This is a genomic window from Pseudomonas sp. PICF141 (assembly GCF_002286815.1).
GTDB lineage: Bacteria > Pseudomonadota > Gammaproteobacteria > Pseudomonadales > Pseudomonadaceae > Aquipseudomonas.
In genome coordinates, this window is sequence record NZ_MUNM01000075.1 from 1 (window position 1) to 17,898 (window position 17,898).

Here is a 17,898-nt window from a genome sequence, read left to right on the forward strand (position 1 = left end):
ACGCCGGATAGATGAAAGCAAGCCAAACACGCATCAAAAACAGTATTGCAGAAAAGGGGGTAACCATAGATGTAGGAGCGAGGCTTGCCCGCGAAAAGGTCCGAAGGACCTTCAGAGTTTAGTTACTGATCGCCAGAATGCTCGCCTGATACGACCCGACAAACACATCGAAATCGCCGACTTCGTTCTGTTCCAGCTCCACCTGCTGAGCCAGGGACGAGCGCGCCAGTTCTTCAAATCTAGCCTGTTCTTCGCTTGGAAGTGGCTCGCTGCGGAAGAACTCTGCATGCACCTGACTTTGACGCAAGGAGAACCGGGCAAAGCTTTCCTTGTGCTCGGCCATCGCCGCCAACACTTGCGCCGATGGCGTCAGGGACGCGTCCTTGACCTTGGCCAGTTGCGCGTCCAGTGCCTTGCGGTGGGCATCGCCGCCATGGCTTTGATCCAGCAACGCCGCGAGTGGCGCAATCTTCTCCAGCAACTCGCCGGCCCATTCCTTGAGGTCTACCGGACGCCCGTCCCGTTGCAATTGCAGGCCCGGACGACGCCCTTCCTTGACCACGCTGAGGAAGTTCGAGGTCGCGTTCCCGCAGCTGGTGCTGGTCAGCAGCGGGCTGTCGTTCAGCGCGCAGTACAGCAGGAACGCATCAAGGAACCGCGACTCGGTGAGGTCGATGCCCATCGGCAGGAACGGGTTGATGTCCAGGCAGCGCACTTCGACGTACTGAATGCCACGGGCCATCAGCGCCTGGATTGGCCGTTCGCCGGTGTAGGTCACGCGTTTGGGGCGGATGTTGGAGTAGTACTCGTTTTCGATCTGCAGGATGTTGGTGTTGAGCTGAACCCACTCACCGTGCTGGTGTGTTCCGATCTCGACATACGGCGGATACGGCGTGGCCACGGCTTTGCGCAGGCTGTCGGTGTAGCTGGTCAGATCGTTGTAGCACGGTGTCAAACCGGCCTGGGCGTTACTCTGGTAACCCAGATCGCTCATGCGCAGGCTCGTGGCGTAGGGCAGGTACAACGTGTCTGGATCCAGCTGTTCCAGCTGATGCGAACGACCGCGCAGGAAACCGGCGTCCAGCGCCGGCGAGGCACCGAACAGGTACATCAGCAGCCAGCTGTATCGGCGGAAGTTGCGGATCAGCGCGATGTAGGCCGACGACTGATAATCGCGGTCGGTGCCATCAAAGCCTTCAGCCTCTTTGAGCAGGGGCCAGAGCTTTTCCGGCAGGGAAAAGTTGTAGTGGATCCCGGCGATGCACTGCATGGTCTTGCCGTAACGCAGGGCCAGGCCCTTGCGATAGACGTATTTGAGCTGACCGATGTTGGAGGTGCCGTAATAAGCGATCGGGATGTCTTCTTCGGCCGGCAACGGGCACGGCATCGAAGGGCTCCACAGGTACTCGTTGCCGAGCTTGCTGTAGGCAAACCGATGAATCTTGTCGAGGCTCGCCAGGGTGTCCGCCGGGTCTGGCAGGGCGGGCGTGATGAACTCCAGCAGCGACTCGGAATAGTCGGTGGTGATTTGTTCATTGGTCAGCGCGGAACCCAATGCTTTGGGGTGTGGCGTTTGCGCCAGGCGCCCTTCGCCTGTCACGCGCAGGCATTCACGTTCGATGCCGTGAAGGCACTGTTCGAGCAGAGAGAGGTTTGCGCGCTCGCCGAGCAGAGCCAGGCGGCGGTTGAGAAGTTCGCTCAAGTTGGATTCCTTCACGCGTCAGTCGCCCCAATATGGGGGTGGGCAAGACGGTCTACAAGGGTGAAGTTGAAACTGGCGTTTTCGCCTGGTTTTTTCGAGCCGCACAGGCCTAATGCCGGTCAGTCAGGAATTGCACAATCCCTGTGGGAGTGACCTGTGGCGAGGGGGCTTGCCCCCGTTGGGCTGCGAAGCGGCCCCAAAATCTCTGAGTTTCCAAAATCTTGTGAGTGCTACGCTCTCAAACGGGGGCAAGCCCCCTCGCCACAGGGTTCCACAGGTTGCATTGCGCCGAAATTAACTCAAATTGATGGCATTCATCTACAGGACAGCGAACGTGCCTTGTGCTTTTGCGACCAGTTTGTCGCCTTGCATCACGTCGGCCTCAACCACCAGCGTGCGCCGGCCCGGGTGGATCACCCGCGCCGTGCACATCACCTCGCCGTCGGCGACGGCGCGGATGTAGTTGATTTTGCACTCGATGGTCGCGCTCTGCTGGTCAAAGCCGTGGGTGCTGGAACAGGCCAGCCCCATGGCAATATCAACCAGACTGAACAAAGCGCCGCCGTGCAGTTTGCCGCCGCGATTGCGCAGTTCCGGCGCAAGCCCCAGGGCGACTTGCGCCACCCCGGTTTCCAGACTGTGCAAGCGACACCCCAGCAGCTTGAAAAACGCGCTTTCGGTCAAGCCGGCCGGGATCTCCATCAGCGTTTTTTCAACTGTTTGGCGTTCGCGAACAGCGAGGCCATGGCGTTGTTGGCCGGGGCTGCTGCCGTGGTTTCCTTGCGCGGTGCGGTGTTCTGGGACTGGCGTGGTGCCGAACCCGGACGCGCGCCACGGGCACCGTCGATTTTCTCGCCCGGGGTGTCACTCATGCGCATCGACAGGCCAACGCGTTTGCGCGGGATGTCGACTTCCATGACCTTCACCTTGACCACATCACCGGCCTTCACCGCTTCGCGTGGATCCTTGATGAACTTCTCCGACAGCGCGGAGATATGCACCAGACCGTCCTGATGCACGCCGATGTCGACGAAGGCGCCGAAGTTGGTCACGTTGGTGACCACGCCTTCGAGGATCATCCCCAGTTGCAGGTCCTTGAGGTCTTCGACGCCTTCCTGGAACTCGGCGGTCTTGAACTCGGGACGTGGGTCGCGACCGGGTTTTTCCAGTTCTTGCAGGATGTCGGTGACCGTTGGCAGACCGAACGTTTCATCGGTGTATTTCTTCGGATCGAGACGTTTGAGGAAGCTTGCGTCGCCGATCAGCGAACGAATGTCACGGTCGGTTTCAGCGGCAATGCGCTGCACCAGCGGATAGGCTTCCGGGTGAACCGCGGACGAATCCAGCGGGTTGTCGCCGTTCATTACACGCAGGAAGCCTGCGGCCTGTTCAAAGGTTTTTTCACCCAGGCGCGCGACTTTCTTCAACGCTGCACGGGTTTTGAATGCGCCGTGCTCGTCGCGGTGGCTGACGATGTTCTGCGCCAGGGTCGCGTTTAGGCCGGAGATACGGGCCAGCAGCGCCACGGAGGCGGTGTTGACGTCGACGCCCACGGCGTTCACGCAGTCTTCCACAACGGCATCCAGGCCTCGCGCCAGTTTCAGTTGCGACACGTCGTGCTGGTACTGACCGACACCGATGGATTTCGGATCGATCTTCACCAGCTCGGCCAGCGGATCCTGCAGGCGACGGGCGATCGACACTGCGCCACGGATCGATACGTCGAGGTCCGGGAATTCCTTGGAGGCCAGTTCCGATGCCGAGTACACCGATGCGCCCGCCTCGGAGACCATGACTTTGGTCATCTTCATGGCTGGATATTTTTTGATCAATTCAGCGGCGAGCTTGTCGGTTTCACGGCTGGCGGTGCCGTTGCCGATGGCGATCAGGTCCACCGAATGCTTGGCGCACAGGGCCGCCAGAATCGCCAGGGTCTGGTCCCACTTGTTGTGCGGCACGTGCGGGTAAACCGTGGCGTGATCCAGCAGCTTGCCGGTGGCATCGACCACGGCGACCTTGCAACCGGTGCGCAGGCCCGGGTCGAGGCCCAGGGTGGCGCGCGGGCCGGCCGGGGCCGACAGCAGCAAATCGTGCAGGTTGTGCGCGAACACGTTGATCGCTTCGGTTTCCGCGCTATCGCGCAGCTCGCCCAGCAGGTCGGTTTCCAGATGGGTATAGAGCTTGACCTTCCAGGTCCAGCGCACCACTTCGCCCAGCCATTTGTCGGCGGCACGGTTCTGGTTCTGGATGCCAAATTGCTGGCCGATCATGCCTTCGCACGGGTGCATAGTGCCCGGCAGTTCATCGCCGACTTTCAATGCGCTGCTGAGAATGCCTTCGTTGCGGCCACGGAAAATCGCCAGCGCGCGGTGCGATGGCATGCTTTTCAGCGGTTCGTCGTGTTCGAAGTAGTCGCGGAACTTGGCGCCTTCTTCTTCCTTGCCGGCAATTACGCGGGCACTGAGGGTGGCTTCCTGCTTGAGGTAATTACGCAGCTTGTCGAGCAGACCGGCGTCTTCGGCGAAGCGCTCCATCAGGATGTACTTGGCGCCTTCAAGGGCGGCTTTGACATCGGCCACGCCTTTTTCGGCGTCGATGAAGCGCGCGGCTTCGGTTTCAGGGTTCAGGGTCGGGTCGTTGAACAGACCGTCGGCCAGCTCGCCGAGGCCGGCTTCCAGGGCGATCTGGCCCTTGGTGCGGCGCTTTTGCTTGTACGGCAGGTACAAGTCTTCGAGGCGGGTCTTGGTGTCGGCGAGTTTGATGTCGCGCTCGAGTTGCGGGGTCAGTTTGCCCTGCTCTTGAATGCTGGCAAGGATGCTGATCCGCCGTTCGTCGAGTTCTCGCAGGTAGCGCAGACGCTCTTCCAGATGACGCAACTGGGTGTCATCGAGGCTGCCGGTCACTTCTTTCCGGTAGCGGGCGATGAAGGGAACGGTAGAGCCTTCATCGAGTAGCGCGACGGCCGCTTCGACCTGTTGTGGGCGTACACCGAGTTCCTCGGCGATGCGGCTGTTGATGCTGTCCATAAAACCACCTGACAAATTGTGAAAGCAGGCTCGCAGGCGCAGAGATAACGGCTCGGCGAGTCTGGTTGAGCGGCCTGGCGTGCGCCGCTACCTGGCCAACAGGCTTCCCGTTGACCCGTGAAATCGGACAATTACTGCCAGGGCCATGAAAAAAAAAGCGGCTGCTTACAGTAACGATCAGACGTTGCCTGACACAAAAGGCCGCGCATTATAACCAGCGTTCTGCCCATTGGGGGGCATCGCGGGTTGTAGGCACAATGCCCGGATTTCTGGCGATGAAGGAAAAATCTGCTAACAATGCACACGGTGCGTATAACGGCAGCTACGCCATAATGCGCGCCGAGATCAAAGGAGCATCCAATGAGCAGCACTGCAAACATTGCTGAAGGCGAAAAAATTCTTATTGTTGACGACGATCCCGGGCTGAGCAGCCTGCTGGAGCGTTTTTTCGTCAGCAAGGGCTACCGTGCCCGCGCCGTCCCGAACACGGAACAAATGGACCGCCTGCTGGCGCGTGAAGTGTTCAACCTGGTGGTCCTCGACCTGATGCTGCCCGGCGAAGACGGCCTGACCGCTTGCCGCCGCCTGCGCACGGCGAACAACCAGATTCCGATCATCATGCTGACCGCCAAGGGCGATGAGCTGAGCCGCATCAAGGGCCTGGAACTGGGTGCCGACGACTACCTGGCCAAGCCGTTCAACCCGGACGAGCTGATGGCTCGGGTCAAAGCGGTTTTGCGTCGTCAGGCGGCGCCGGTGCCGGGAGCCCCGGGCAGCGAAGACGAAAGCGTGACCTTCGGTGACTACGAACTGTCCCTGGCCACCCGCGAACTCAAGCGCGGCGACGAAGTGCACATGCTCACCACCGGTGAGTTTGCGGTGCTCAAGGCGTTGGTCATGAACGCGCGTCAACCACTGACCCGCGACAAGCTGATGAACCTGGCCCGTGGCCGCGAATGGGATGCCCTCGAGCGTTCCATTGATGTGCAGATCTCCCGTCTGCGCCGGATGATCGAGCCCGATCCATCCAAGCCACGCTACATCCAGACCGTCTGGGGCGTGGGTTACGTGTTCGTTCCGGATGGCGCCGCCACGAAGTGATCGGTGATTTGTAGGAGCGGGTCTTGCGGGCAAGGGATCAGATGACCTTCCCCGCAGACCCGTGATCCGCAATATGCGAGCATGCTCGCTCCTGCAAGTGTGTAGCGGTTACTCATGAAAACCCCTGTTTGGTTCCCCCAGAGCTTCTTCTCCCGCACCCTGTGGCTGGTGCTGATCGTCGTTCTGTTCTCCAAGGCGCTGACCCTGGTTTATCTGTTGATGAACGAAGATGTGCTGGTGGATCGCCAATACAGCCACGGCGTCGCCCTGACGCTGCGTGCCTATTGGGCAGCCGACGAAGAAAACCGCACCAAAATCGCCGATGCCGCGACCCTGATCCGGGTGGTGGGTGCCGGTGTGCCAGAAGGCGAGCAGCACTGGCCTTACAGCGAGATCTACCAGCGTCAGATGCAGGACGAACTGGGCGCCGACACTGAGGTGCGATTACGCATGCACTCACCGCCAGCGCTGTGGGTTCGAGCGCCTAGCCTGGGTGATGGCTGGCTGAAAGTACCGTTGTATCCGCACCCATTGCGCGGCCAGAAAATCTGGAATGTGCTCGGTTGGTTCCTCGCCATCGGTCTGCTGTCCACCGCCTCGGCGTGGATTTTCGTCAGCCAACTCAATCAGCCGTTGAAACGCCTGGTCTATGCGGCAAGGCAACTGGGTCAGGGCCGCAGCGTGCGCCTGCCGATCAGCGATACACCGAGCGAAATGACCGAGGTTTATCGCGCTTTCAACCAAATGGCTGAAGACGTCGAACAGGCCGGTCGCGAGCGAGAACTGATGCTGGCGGGGGTGTCCCACGACCTGCGCACGCCCCTGACCCGTTTGCGGTTGTCCCTGGAACTGATGGGCGCCCACAGTGACCTGACAGACGACATGATCCGCGACATCGAAGACATGGACGCGATTCTGGACCAGTTCCTGGCCTTCATTCGTGACGGACGTGATGAATCGGTGGAAGAAGTGGACCTGAGCGAGCTGGTTCGCGAAGTTGCCGCGCCGTATAACCAGAACGAAGAGAAAGTGCGCTTGCGCCTGGAACCGATTCAGCCGTTCCCGTTGCGGCGGGTGTCGATGAAACGGCTGCTGAACAACCTCATCGGCAATGCCTTGCACCACGCCGGCAGCGGCGTTGAAGTGGCGGCTTATGTGTCCGGTGATTCCAGCGCGCCGTATGTGGTGTTGAGCGTCATGGACCGTGGCGCGGGCATCGACCCGTCGGAGCTGGAGGCGATCTTCAACCCGTTCACCCGTGGCGATCGGGCCCGGGGCGGTAAAGGGACCGGCTTGGGGTTGGCAATCGTGAAACGGATCGCTTCGATGCACGGCGGGAATGTCGAGTTGCGCAACCGCTCCGGTGGCGGACTGGAAGCGCGGGTGCGGTTGCCGCTTGGGTTGATGCTGCCACGGGATGCCGTCTAACCCGATCGTTCCCACACTCTGCGTGGGAACGATCACCGAGTCAGCTTCAGCCTTTGCCCTTGGTCCGCGTCATATTCGGCCCGCCATTCTTCTCCAGATGCTCGATGATGATCCCCGCCACGTTCTTTCCGGTGGTGATCTCGATTCCTTCCAGCCCCGGCGACGAATTCACTTCCATCACCAGCGGGCCATGATTGGAGCGCAGGATATCTACCCCCGCGACCGCCAACCCCATGACTTTCGCCGCTCGCAACGCCGTCATGCGTTCTTCCGGTGTGATCTTGATCAGGCTCGCACTGCCGCCGCGATGCAGGTTGGAGCGAAATTCCCCCGGCTTGGCCTGGCGTTTCATCGCCGCGATCACCTTGTCGCCGACCACGAAACAACGAATGTCCGCGCCGCCGGCTTCCTTGATGTATTCCTGAACCATGATGTTTTGCTTCAGGCCCATGAAGGCCTCGATCACCGATTCTGCGGCCGTGGCTGTTTCACACAGCACCACACCGATGCCCTGGGTGCCCTCCAGCACCTTGATCACCAGCGGCGCCCCGTTGACCATCTCGATCAAGTCGGGAATGTCGTCCGGAGAGTGGGCAAAACCGGTGACCGGCAAACCGATACCCCGGCGCGAGAGCAATTGCAGCGACCGCAGTTTGTCTCGCGAACGGGCAATGGCGACCGATTCGTTAAGCGGAAACACACCCATCATTTCGAACTGACGCAGCACCGCGCAGCCGTAAAACGTCACTGATGCACCGATCCGCGGGATCACTGCATCGAAACCTTCCAGCGGTTTGCCACGGTAGTGGATCTGCGGCTTGTGGCTGGCAATGTTCATGTAGGCGCGCAGGGTGTCGATCACCACCATTTCATGGCCACGCTCCATACCGGCTTCGACCAGGCGACGGGTGGAATACAGACGCGGGTTCCGCGACAGCACAGCGATCTTCATGCAACACCTGTGGAGAAGGTAGATACCGGGAACACCGGCTTGTCTTGTACATACTTAATGCCCGGATTGACCACCAACTGGCCGTCGATCAGGGCTTTGGAACCGAGTAACAGGCGATAACGCATGGATTTGCGGCAGGCGAGGGTGAACTCGACCCGCCAGACCCGATCACCGAGGGCCAGAGTGGTGCTTACCACGTAGCGCATCTGCGCATGGCCGTTGGAGCTTTTAATGGTTTTTCTCGTTACCAGCGGGGCCTCGCAACGCCGGTGCCGCAGTTGCACGACCGTGCCCAGGTGCGCAGTGAAGCGTACCCATTGCTCGCCGTCGCGCTCGAATGGCTCAATGTCGGTGGCGTGCAGGCTGGAGGTGCTGGCGCCGGTGTCGATTTTTGCCCGAAGGCCCGCGACTCCCAGATCCGGGAGCGCCACCCACTCGCGCAGACCGATAACGGTCAAATGGTCAAATGTCTTCAAAAGTGCTCAACCGGCAAAAACCGCTCAGACCGCGTGCGGCCGAATTCGCGGTATTCACGCAGAATAATGGGTAAAAGGCGACAGATATCTACTGCCCGAATTTCCATCCCTCACTGTGCGGGGGAATGCCTGCATTCTAATCCACAGCGTGGTGATTCATGGCACGACAGAAACGGTAGTACAGTTCATCGATATTTCAGAATGAGGTCATCCAATGGCACAAAAAAGCGAAGAGGACGACAAGATCCGTCTCGATAAATGGTTATGGGCCGCGCGTTTCTATAAAACACGGACCCTGGCCAAGGCTGCGATTGAGAGTGGCAAGGTGCATTGCCGGGGCGAACGCTGCAAGCCGGGCAAGGAGCCGAGGGTCGGCGATGAACTTCAGATTCGCACCGGCTTCGAGGAGCGCACGGTAGTGATCAAGGCACTGTCGAACGTGCGCCGTGGCGCGCCGGAGGCTCAGGCGCTGTATGCCGAAACCGAAGCCAGCATCGCCAAGCGCGAAGCGGCGGCAGCCATGCGCAAAGCCGGGGCGTTGGGCGTAAGCACCGACGGTAAGCCGAGCAAGAAACAACGCCGAGACCTGTTCAAGTTTCGCGGAAACAGCAACGACGAATAAGAACCGTCGTCGGGGGCAGACTTGCAATCGCGCACCTGTGCAGCCATATGGGTGTACTCAACAGCGGCCTAATGAAAATGCCGTTCGTCGAAAACCGAGGTTTGACCTTGCTTGGAACAACCCCGGATTGTTCATAAAATGCCTTTATGGCTGAACTTTGCCCGCTCAAAAAAGCGGAAATGACGCGATTTTCTTTTTTTGTCACCCTTTCAGATACCCAGACCTATGACCCATCTATCGGATAACGACTACACCCAACGCTTCATCTTCGATGACAGCGACACCCGCGGCGAGCTGGTTGGGTTGGAGCGTAGCTATGCCGAAGTCCTTGCCAAACATGCTTATCCGGAGCCGGTCGCGCAATTGCTGGGCGAGTTGATGGCGGCGGCCGCGTTGCTGGTTGGCACCTTGAAGTTCGATGGCTTGCTGATTCTGCAGGCCCGTTCCGAAGGCCCGGTGCCGTTGCTGATGATCGAATGCTCCAGTGAACGGGAAATTCGTGGCCTGGCTCGTTACGAAGCCGACCGGATTGCCCCTGACGCGACCCTCGCCGACCTGATGCCCAATGGCGTATTGGCGCTGACTGTCGACCCCACTCAGGGCCAGCGCTACCAAGGCATCGTCGATCTCGACGGCGAGACCCTGGCCGATTGCTTCACCAACTACTTCGTCATGTCCCAACAAACCAATACCCGCTTCTGGCTTTATGCCGATGGCCGTCGTGCCCGTGGTCTGTTGCTGCAGCAACTGCCTGCCGACCGTCTGAAAGACGATGAAGAACGCGCCGCCAGCTGGCAGCACATCACCGCCCTGGCCAACACCCTCACCGCCGATGAATTGCTGAGCCTGGACAACGAAACCGTGCTTCATCGCCTCTTCCATGAAGAGCAAGTGCGCCTGTTCGATGTGCAGAAACTGCGTTTCCGTTGCAGCTGCTCCCGGGAACGCTCGGGCAATGCGCTGGTCAGTCTGGGTCTGGAAGATGCTCAGAAACTGGTCGTCGAACACGGTGGTCGCATCGAGATCGACTGTCAGTTCTGCAACGAACGTTATCTGTTCGACGCGGCCGATATCGGCCAATTGTTCGCCGGAGCAGGGGTCGATACGCCGTCAGATACCCGTCACTAAAACGCTTCAGCGCAGGTAAATTCACTGCGTAACGCCGGAATAACGCCGTTCTGACGGGAGGGCCCTACACTTTTTGGGCTTTTCTGGCATAATCCGGCCCACTTTTTTCGCGGTAGTAGTGCACGACTTTCTACTACAAAACGTTTGGAGCACTCGGCCACTGGCCGACGGGGAACCTCATGACGCAAGCTAATAACGCCGTGTACACCGATCTGAGTGTTGATGATCTGGTTAAAGAAGCCCTGAAGCGCGGTGAAGGCGAGCTTGCCGATACCGGCGCGCTGGTAGTTCGCACCGGTCACCGTACCGGCCGTTCGCCAGTCGATCGTTTCATCGTTGAAGAGCCAACCACCCAGGACGCCATCGCCTGGGGCCCGATCAACCGCAAGTTCCCGGCCGACAAGTTCGATGCCCTGTGGGCTCGCGTCGAGGCCTTCAACAACGCGCAAGAGCATTTCGTTTCCCACGTGCACGTAGGGGCTGCCGAAGAGCACTACCTGGCCGTGAAGATGACCACCCAGACTGCCTGGCAGAACCTGTTCGGTCGTTGCCTGTTCATCAATCCGGCCCAGTACAACCCGGCTGGCCGTGAAGAGTGGCAAGTGCTCAACGTTGCCAATTTCGAGTGCGTGCCAGAGCGTGACGGCACCAACTCCGACGGTTGCGTGATTCTCAACTTCGCCCAGAAAAAAGTGCTGATCGCCGGTATGCGCTACGCCGGTGAAATGAAAAAAGCCATGTTCTCGGTGCAGAACTTCCTGCTGCCGGCCGCCGATGTGCTGCCGATGCACTGCGCTGCCAACATCGGCGAAGCGGGCGACGTGACCCTGTTCTTCGGTTTGTCCGGTACCGGCAAGACCACCCTGTCCGCTGACGAAAGCCGTTACCTGATCGGTGACGACGAACACGGCTGGGGCGAGGGCGTGGTGTTCAACATCGAAGGCGGTTGCTATGCCAAGTGCATCGACCTGTCCGAGAAGAACGAACCCGTCATCTGGAAAGCCATCAAGCACGGCGCAGTCCTGGAAAACGTGGTACTGGATGACGCCAAGAAGGCTGACTACGCCGACAGCAGCCTGACCCAGAACAGCCGCGCCGCCTACCCGCTGGAGCACGTCGAGAAGCGTTCCGAGAAAAACCTCGGTGGCGAGCCAAACGCTGTGATCTTCCTGACCTGCGACCTGACCGGCGTCCTGCCGCCCGTCTCGATCCTCAGCGAAGAACAAGCGGCCTACCACTTCCTGTCCGGCTACACCGCTCTGGTGGGCTCGACCGAAATGGGGTCCGGCAGCGGCATCAAGTCGACCTTCTCCACCTGCTTCGGCGCACCGTTCTTCCCGCGCCCGGCTGGCGTATACGCAGAACTGCTGATCAAGCGCATCCGCGGCTTCGGCTCCAAGGTCTACCTGGTCAACACCGGCTGGACCGGCGGTGGCTATGGCGTCGGCAAACGCTTCAACATCCCGACCACTCGTGGCGTGATCGCAGCGATCCAGAGCGGCGCTCTGATCGGTGCCGAGACCGAGCACCTGGACACCATCAACCTCGACGTGCCACTGGCCGTACCGGGTGTTGAGACTGGCCTGTTGAACCCACGTAACACCTGGGCTGACAAGGCTGCTTACGATGAAGCCGCGAAAGCACTGGCTGGGTTGTTTGTTGAGAACTTCAAGAAGTTCGACGTGAGTGACGCGATCAAGGCTGCTGGGCCGAAGTTGTAAGGCCTGGATTCAGCGAATGAAAAAGCCGCCCTTTGAGGGCGGCTTTTTTGTGGGCGCGATTCGGACTATCAGAAATACAACTGCCATTATTCCAGCTGAAAAAGCGTTAAACAGCCAGAATAATGCCACTTACGCGTTCGAGCAGATGCCTTCTAACTTCTCAGTATCCCACCGGTGCAGCTTGATCGCGTTGTAGAGCATTCCGATAGTCAGCGGGACTTTGTCGCCACGACCCTTGGCCTGACGCTTGAGAAACACATCAAACCCTTCCGGCTGAAAATATCGATACGCCTCGTAGTCCACAAAGTCGATCCCGAACTGCTCCTCCAGCGCTTCCATCAACTGCCGCGCATCCGCACCGTCACAACCCAGGTCGAAGTTGATCGAAGTGTTGAGGCTGATGGTTTTGCGTTCGGGCAGGCCGAGTTCTTCGTGCAGCAGCTGGATGAGCAGGTGCATGGCGTGGTCGTCGGGGAAGTTGGGGGCGAGGTTCATTGCGGGGTGTCCGTTTGGCTTGGGGAGGGGAGGTTGAGTCGGTTTGCCTTGCCAATACTTGGCGAGCACGTTTTCTCGTGTAGAAAGCGGCATATCGAGGTCTGCCGGAGACGTATCGAATCCGGCGAGGCGCAGGCTAGCCAAGTAGTTCGAACGGCGGACTTTTTCGTAGTGCGCTTGTTTTTGCTTGAAGGTTAATTTGCTCATGAGGAGAGTGCCGGAGCCGTTTCACGGCCATTTCTGTCTGGCATGCATCACTCGCAGCATCTCCACCAAATCGTCTCTGATCAGATAGACCATAACGTAGTTTGAGGTTGCGACTATCTCGCGCGTCCCAGGAACGATGCCTTTTCTGTAAAGAGTCGGGTGCTGTCGAGCGTGCTCTGCCTTCAATTCAAACATCTCATCGAGGGCAACAGCTGCGATTGGGTTGTCCTGACTGATGTGATCCATGATTTTGTTTCGGTCATCAAGCGCCGTCGGGCGCCAGATTACCCTCATCAGCGCGCTCGCTGACGTATAGCATCACGCTTGGCGGCAAATATTCGGCGGGCCTCTTCGTCGCTCACGCTCGGTCTCAAATCATCAATACTGCTTTGTACCTGTTCCTTGAACCATTCTTCATATGCCGCAGCTTCATGGGCCTGTTTCATTGCCTCGGAGCGATCAGGGCGCGTATAAGTTTTGATTTGAAACGGATCATAGTTCGACGCGTCCACATCGAAGTGGTTGATGCCCATGTCTCGCAGATAAGTCACCAGTGTTTCAAGTCGTTTGAATAGGCGCACTTGACGACTACGTTGTGCCGTCAGCGAGCATTCTTTACTTCCGTGTCGGATTTGAATCGACCAGCCGCCTGGTCTTGCGACGATATGAGCGCTGCTTACCGAACCGTTTTCAAGCAATCGTGTGAGGGTGCTGTGGTCGATGGTTTCGGTTGTCATGAAGGTGAGTCCATTGTTGAACAGTGGCTCATATGCTACGCAATCAATAATAGTTTGCAAGATTCAGCTCCTCACATTGGAAGGCGGGAATACAGCGTTGATGATCGTTGATCAGGCAGGCAGCCCTTGCTGGAACAATGCCTGCCTGAGAGTGGGTTTAAGCCGGAGCTTTCCAGCCCATCATGCGTTGCTGGGCGACCTGTAGCAGATCGCAGCCATCCTGGGTTAGCAGGAAGAGTGCGTGGGTGATGTGGGGGATGTCTTCTACGTCGCCGTGTTTGAAGCAAACGCAGTGCAAGGTTTTGAGGAGATCGCTGGACGCTCGGATGCGCTGGAGGGCGGCTTCGAGGATGTCCTGGGGGTTGGCCTCTGTGTCGATGATCAGGGACGGAGAGTCGGTGAGGTTGGTTTGGAGTGGGCGGTAACGATCGGTGAACGGTTTCCATGAATTCATTGTGTTTATCCTCAATGCATCAAATGAAGCCACCACCATCGTGACCAAGCGATGGGAGGCGGACTGTGTTCAGGTTGGTCAACCGGTGAGGATCACACGCATACCCGGCACGCCCGAGGGCGTCCCAAACACAGCCACCATAAAGCGTGCAGACACTTGAGGTGCCGGCAGCATACAGCGAACGCGTAAGTATGATCCATTCGGGTGACCAAGCCCGAGTCGCTGATTTGGCAGCGACAGTCACGACTATAGATTTGAGCTACAAGGCAGCGATAGGCGACAAGGAGTCTTCTGTTGTAGGAACGGGATGAAGCTTTGATAGGCCGTTCCTACCGATCAGCCAACCTTTTCAACAAGTATGATGATACGCCGCAACATCCAGCACATTAGTGGTCAGCCCGGTTACCGGGGTATAGATCGTGCCTTTCACCGCCGAGAAGTTGACCCCTTTGCTGCCCAGTGAAACGTAGCGTTCGCCTTGGTCCAGCTCGGTGAAATAGGTGTAGGAGTAGTTGTGCATCAGCCGGTACTTCGCTTCGGCGTCGACCATGGCTTTGCCAAGATTCCCCAGATCGATAGGGGTCAGGTTCAACGCCTTGTCCAGCCGCACGCCCCAACGCTGGAGGCAGACTTCGGCAAAATGGCGGACGAACCGGCCTGGCTCGGCCAGGGTTTTCGGGCCGCTGACACCATCGTGGGAGGCATTGCCCACTAAGGTGGCGTGACGGCCGGCCATGGGGTAAATGTGGATTTTGGTGCCGGTGGAGGTTTGCGGGATGACGCAGCAGAAGCCTTTCGAGCGTTCGTCCCGGGCATAGAAACCTACATATTCCTTGACGTTGGCACCCAGTTTGACTTTGTCATCCTGGAAGTTGCCAATGCCCGGCACCGGATCGATCGCAAAGATATTCACCGGAATATTTTTAAGTGCAGTGTCATTGAGCATGGCATTGGCCAACATGTGGCAACTAATACCACCGCGACTCCAACCCACCAGGTTTACTTGAGTTGGAATAACACCGTCCTTGCGGAAGGTTTTGATGAGCTGTTCCTGTAACGCCTGTTGGGTCACGCTGCGATCGCCATAGTTGTATTTGCGCCAGAACCAGGAACCTTCAACTTTCACGTCTTCGATGGGAATGCCGGCCGCTTTCAGACGATTGTATTCCGCCTCGGTCAGCTGCTCGCGCTGCCAGCCGCACTGACCTTTGATGATGTTGACGGCATGCTGGACGTTCTCTTCCCAGCCCTTGCCGAATAGCGTGCCGCTGAGGCCGTAGTCTTTGGATCGAGTGAATAGCTCGTCGGCCTGCAGATTGCTGGTGCCGGGGCCGTCGACCACGATCCATTCGGCAAATTCCCGGCCAGGATGGTGGGAGGCCAGTGTCGACACCAGTTCGCCGTCCCAGTAATTTTCATGAGTGGTGTCGAATTTGGTTGAGCCGGTGCCGCAGAAGAAAATAGTTAAGACAGTCATTCGTGTTGCCCTTGTTTGATATAAGAGCTGACACGCTAGTTTGTGTTGTTTAAATAGTGAAGTGATGAGTTGTTGCTGTTCTTGTTGAAGTGTTAGTTGTTGTTTTTTGAGGCGTCATTTGATGAGTTGTTTGGCGGTTTCAAGAAGTTGGCAGCCATCCTGAGTCAACAAGTAAAGTGCATTGACAATATTTGGAATGTCTTTCACATCGGCCTGTTTGAAGCATAGGCAATAGAGCGTTTCGAGCAGATCGCTGGCGGCACGGATGCGTTGCTGGGCGGCGTCGAGAATCTCGTGAGGATTGGCTTGGGTGTCGATGACCAGCACGGGGGTTTCGCTGTAATTGGTTTTGAGTGGGCGATAGCGGTCGTTCATCGAGATCAGTCCTGTGGGAAGTCTGGCAGGCTCGCCGGCGGGCCGACACAGCGTTTTCAGCCGCGTCGGAAACTATAGAGGGCGGCGGTGAGGCGTCGCAATAAGACGTCAATGGACAGGTTTTGTAGGGGGTTTACCGGCGCTATCGACCTTTGCCTACGCACGTTCCGACTATTTTTTAAGCTTTTACCCCAAGCAGTCGATATTCCTACGGGATTGTCAGGCGTGGCGCCCTGAATCTGCATAAGGTGCGCGCCAGATTTTGTAGGACGTTTCGAATCGTCTGAGTCGGCTCTTAAAGGGAATTAGGTATGCAATGGCTACGTATGGTCTCGATATTGTTGTTGTGGGTCGGTGGTTGTCGTTTTAGCGGCGCTGCCGATGCAGGTAGTTCGCTGGTCCTCGCCAACATGGACCGCAACGGTTGGCCGCAGGCACTGACCACTCAGGCAGACGTCGACACCGCATCCCGCGCCGAGGTGTTGATGGTAGGCAAGGCGCTGCTGGCCAGCGAAGCGCTGGACGAACAGAGTCTGAAACAGCGACTGGGTGTGCAGGCTGTGCAGCTCAAGTCGGTCAGGCAAGTGCGGGACGGGTTGTGGGATCGGTTGCTGGACACCTACCGCGACGCCAGCCAGAACTGTGACAGCGAACCCTTTTGCCCGCGTGTGCGTAGCGTCGCTGATTTGCGTCAGTTGGCGGCGGCGTTCACGGGCGAAATCAGCCCGGCTTATGCGGTATGGGCGAGCAAGAGCCGGGCATTTCATGAGCAGGCGTTAAATGAGCAGCTACGAGTGGCAGTATTTGTACCCTAGGCTGCCGGTTTAAAAGCTTCATCGACAACGCGGCGAGATGAGTGCCGCCAGCCCTCAGTCAGAAAGTGAGGCTGATCACAGGCGCGACGCAGCCTCAAGGTCCATCAACCCTCTGCCGTACGCTTCACTGTTGGCATAGATACCCGTGCGGTTTGCCGTTGCCAGCAGTCGTTCGCGTACCTGCTGTGTGCTCAGTTCGGGGTATCGGCTTTGCAGGGCGGCCAGTGCACCACTGACCAGTGCAGCAGCAGGCGAAGTGCCGGCCGTCTGGACGTATTTGCCATCTTTGCTTGTGGTCAGCAGGCCTTGCTCGGCGCCAGAGTCACCACCCGGCACAGCGATACACCAGGCTGCGGCGACACCACAGTAATTGGATTTTGCATTGATGCTGCTGCCGTCGTTCTTTACTGCAACCACAGCGATCCAGCCTTTCTCCAGTTCGGGCAGGGCAACGGGTAATCCTGGCTCGGCCAGCGGTTCTCGTTTCAGCTCATTGCCGGTCGGAAACACAAACACCGCGCCGTCCCGAACCAGTTTTCGAGCGGTCATCAGCGATTCCGGCATCACCTGGTTATAACGTGCTTCATTGATCTCGGTCGCCGGAATGGCATTGGCCCACGAGTTATTAAGGATGCGTGCGCCCTTGTCGAAACCTGCTTGCCAGGATTGAGCGATTTCACTATCGAAGAAAAAGGGTTCGTCGTCGTCGCCGAAGCGATAGGGGATCAACTGGGCGTTATAGGCCACGCCATGCATGCCCTGATCGTCCTTGTTAGCCGCGAGAATGCCAGCCATTTGTGTCCCGTGACCGATTCGGTCGGAGGTGCCAGCTTGTTTCTCGATGTAATCGAACCCGGGGTCAAGGAGCCTTCCTTGAAACTCCGGCAGATGGCTGTTCAAGCCTGAGCCAATCAGAGCCACGGCTACGCCCTGACCGGTGCCGCCGCGAGCATAAAGACTTGAGGCATGGATAACCGCCAAGCCCTTCTGGGCCTGATATTCCCGGGTTTCAAACGCGGCAAGCAGTGGCGGTTCTTCAGGAGGATTAATGCATCCGCTCAGCAGAGTGGATGCAATGACAATAGACATAATGGGTATGCGGTGCATGATCGTTCCTTCGTGAAATCCGCGTCCATCAGGCTTCCTGCTGTGACGAATACTTCGCGGAAAATGTTTTGTCGG

General features: G+C 58.3%; 18 protein-coding genes and 1 pseudogene. 6 read left to right on the forward strand and 13 right to left on the reverse strand.

Annotation, left to right across the window (positions count from 1 at the left end; translation table 11 throughout):
- Window positions 1-118: 118 nt before the first annotated feature.
- From gshA to BZL43_RS21395, 3 genes are all read right to left on the reverse strand, one after another.
- Window positions 119-1,702: a glutamate--cysteine ligase gene (gene gshA / locus BZL43_RS21380; RefSeq protein WP_095634145.1), complete on the reverse strand. Its 1,584-nt coding sequence runs from the start codon at window positions 1,700-1,702 to the stop codon at window positions 119-121.
- Window positions 1,703-2,020: 318 nt separating this feature from the next.
- Window positions 2,021-2,404: a PaaI family thioesterase gene (locus BZL43_RS21390; protein WP_007903088.1), complete on the reverse strand. Its 384-nt coding sequence runs from the start codon at window positions 2,402-2,404 to the stop codon at window positions 2,021-2,023.
- On the reverse strand, window positions 2,404-4,728 hold the full coding sequence (locus BZL43_RS21395; RefSeq protein WP_095634147.1) for a Tex family protein: 2,325 nt from the start codon (window positions 4,726-4,728) through the stop codon (window positions 2,404-2,406). Before BZL43_RS21395 ends, BZL43_RS21390 begins: the two co-directional genes overlap by 1 nt.
- Before the next feature lie 360 nt (window positions 4,729-5,088).
- On the opposite strand from BZL43_RS21395, the gene ompR reads away from it, so the two are divergent.
- Window positions 5,089-5,829: a two-component system response regulator OmpR gene (gene ompR, locus BZL43_RS21400; RefSeq protein ID WP_007903084.1), complete on the forward strand. Its 741-nt coding sequence runs from the start codon at window positions 5,089-5,091 to the stop codon at window positions 5,827-5,829.
- A gap of 114 nt (window positions 5,830-5,943) precedes the next feature.
- Window positions 5,944-7,257, forward strand: a complete 1,314-nt coding sequence (locus tag BZL43_RS21405) for an ATP-binding protein (RefSeq protein ID WP_095634148.1) — start codon at window positions 5,944-5,946, stop codon at window positions 7,255-7,257.
- A gap of 46 nt (window positions 7,258-7,303) precedes the next feature.
- Here BZL43_RS21405 and rimK read toward each other — a convergent pair whose 3' ends face one another.
- A complete protein-coding gene (gene rimK, locus BZL43_RS21410; RefSeq protein WP_095634149.1) occupies window positions 7,304-8,209 on the reverse strand; it encodes a 30S ribosomal protein S6--L-glutamate ligase in 906 nt (301 codons plus the stop codon).
- On the reverse strand, window positions 8,206-8,667 hold the full coding sequence (locus tag BZL43_RS21415) for an ATP-dependent zinc protease (RefSeq protein WP_173667533.1): 462 nt from the start codon (window positions 8,665-8,667) through the stop codon (window positions 8,206-8,208). Before BZL43_RS21415 ends, rimK begins: the two co-directional genes overlap by 4 nt.
- Before the next feature lie 232 nt (window positions 8,668-8,899).
- On the opposite strand from BZL43_RS21415, the gene BZL43_RS21420 reads away from it, so the two are divergent.
- From BZL43_RS21420 to BZL43_RS21435, 3 genes are all read left to right on the forward strand, one after another.
- Entirely contained in the window at window positions 8,900-9,307 is a 408-nt protein-coding gene (locus BZL43_RS21420) for an RNA-binding S4 domain-containing protein (RefSeq protein WP_095634150.1), read from the forward strand.
- Window positions 9,308-9,532: 225 nt separating this feature from the next.
- Window positions 9,533-10,435, forward strand: a complete 903-nt coding sequence (gene hslO, locus BZL43_RS21425) for an Hsp33 family molecular chaperone HslO (RefSeq protein WP_095634151.1) — start codon at window positions 9,533-9,535, stop codon at window positions 10,433-10,435.
- A gap of 179 nt (window positions 10,436-10,614) precedes the next feature.
- Complete coding sequence (locus BZL43_RS21435) at window positions 10,615-12,156, forward strand: phosphoenolpyruvate carboxykinase (RefSeq protein WP_095634152.1); 1,542 nt, start codon at window positions 10,615-10,617, stop codon at window positions 12,154-12,156.
- 129 nt (window positions 12,157-12,285) lie between these two features.
- Here BZL43_RS21435 and BZL43_RS21440 read toward each other — a convergent pair whose 3' ends face one another.
- The 7 genes and pseudogenes from BZL43_RS21440 to BZL43_RS21470 form a co-directional block, all read right to left on the reverse strand.
- Window positions 12,286-12,651 carry a DUF1493 family protein gene (locus BZL43_RS21440; protein WP_095634215.1) on the reverse strand — a complete coding sequence of 122 codons (366 nt, stop codon included), beginning with the start codon at window positions 12,649-12,651 and terminating at the stop codon, window positions 12,286-12,288.
- Window positions 12,652-12,717: 66 nt separating this feature from the next.
- Window positions 12,718-12,858 (reverse strand): annotated as a pseudogene (locus BZL43_RS21445) (YhfG family protein); the annotation flags it as partial.
- A 21-nt stretch (window positions 12,859-12,879) separates the two neighbouring features.
- Window positions 12,880-13,152 carry a type II toxin-antitoxin system RelE/ParE family toxin gene (locus BZL43_RS21450; RefSeq protein ID WP_095634153.1) on the reverse strand — a complete coding sequence of 91 codons (273 nt, stop codon included), beginning with the start codon at window positions 13,150-13,152 and terminating at the stop codon, window positions 12,880-12,882.
- Window positions 13,152-13,655, reverse strand: coding sequence for a hypothetical protein (locus BZL43_RS21455; RefSeq protein ID WP_371916225.1), 504 nt, complete (start codon window positions 13,653-13,655; stop codon window positions 13,152-13,154). Before BZL43_RS21455 ends, BZL43_RS21450 begins: the two co-directional genes overlap by 1 nt.
- 97 nt (window positions 13,656-13,752) lie before the next feature.
- Window positions 13,753-14,049: a hypothetical protein gene (locus tag BZL43_RS21460; RefSeq protein WP_095634155.1), complete on the reverse strand. Its 297-nt coding sequence runs from the start codon at window positions 14,047-14,049 to the stop codon at window positions 13,753-13,755.
- A gap of 349 nt (window positions 14,050-14,398) precedes the next feature.
- Window positions 14,399-15,526, reverse strand: a complete 1,128-nt coding sequence (locus tag BZL43_RS21465; RefSeq protein WP_095634156.1) for a hypothetical protein — start codon at window positions 15,524-15,526, stop codon at window positions 14,399-14,401.
- A 114-nt stretch (window positions 15,527-15,640) separates the two neighbouring features.
- Entirely contained in the window at window positions 15,641-15,901 is a 261-nt protein-coding gene (locus BZL43_RS21470) for a hypothetical protein (protein WP_095634157.1), read from the reverse strand.
- A 311-nt stretch (window positions 15,902-16,212) separates the two neighbouring features.
- Here BZL43_RS21470 and BZL43_RS21475 point away from each other — a divergent pair, with 311 nt between their 5' ends.
- Window positions 16,213-16,716 carry a polysaccharide deacetylase gene (locus BZL43_RS21475; protein WP_095634158.1) on the forward strand — a complete coding sequence of 168 codons (504 nt, stop codon included), beginning with the start codon at window positions 16,213-16,215 and terminating at the stop codon, window positions 16,714-16,716.
- Between the two features lie 75 nt (window positions 16,717-16,791).
- On the opposite strand, the gene BZL43_RS21480 is transcribed toward BZL43_RS21475, so the two are convergent.
- Complete coding sequence (locus BZL43_RS21480; RefSeq protein ID WP_095634159.1) at window positions 16,792-17,823, reverse strand: S8 family peptidase; 1,032 nt, start codon at window positions 17,821-17,823, stop codon at window positions 16,792-16,794.
- Between the last annotated feature and the right edge of the window lie 75 nt (window positions 17,824-17,898).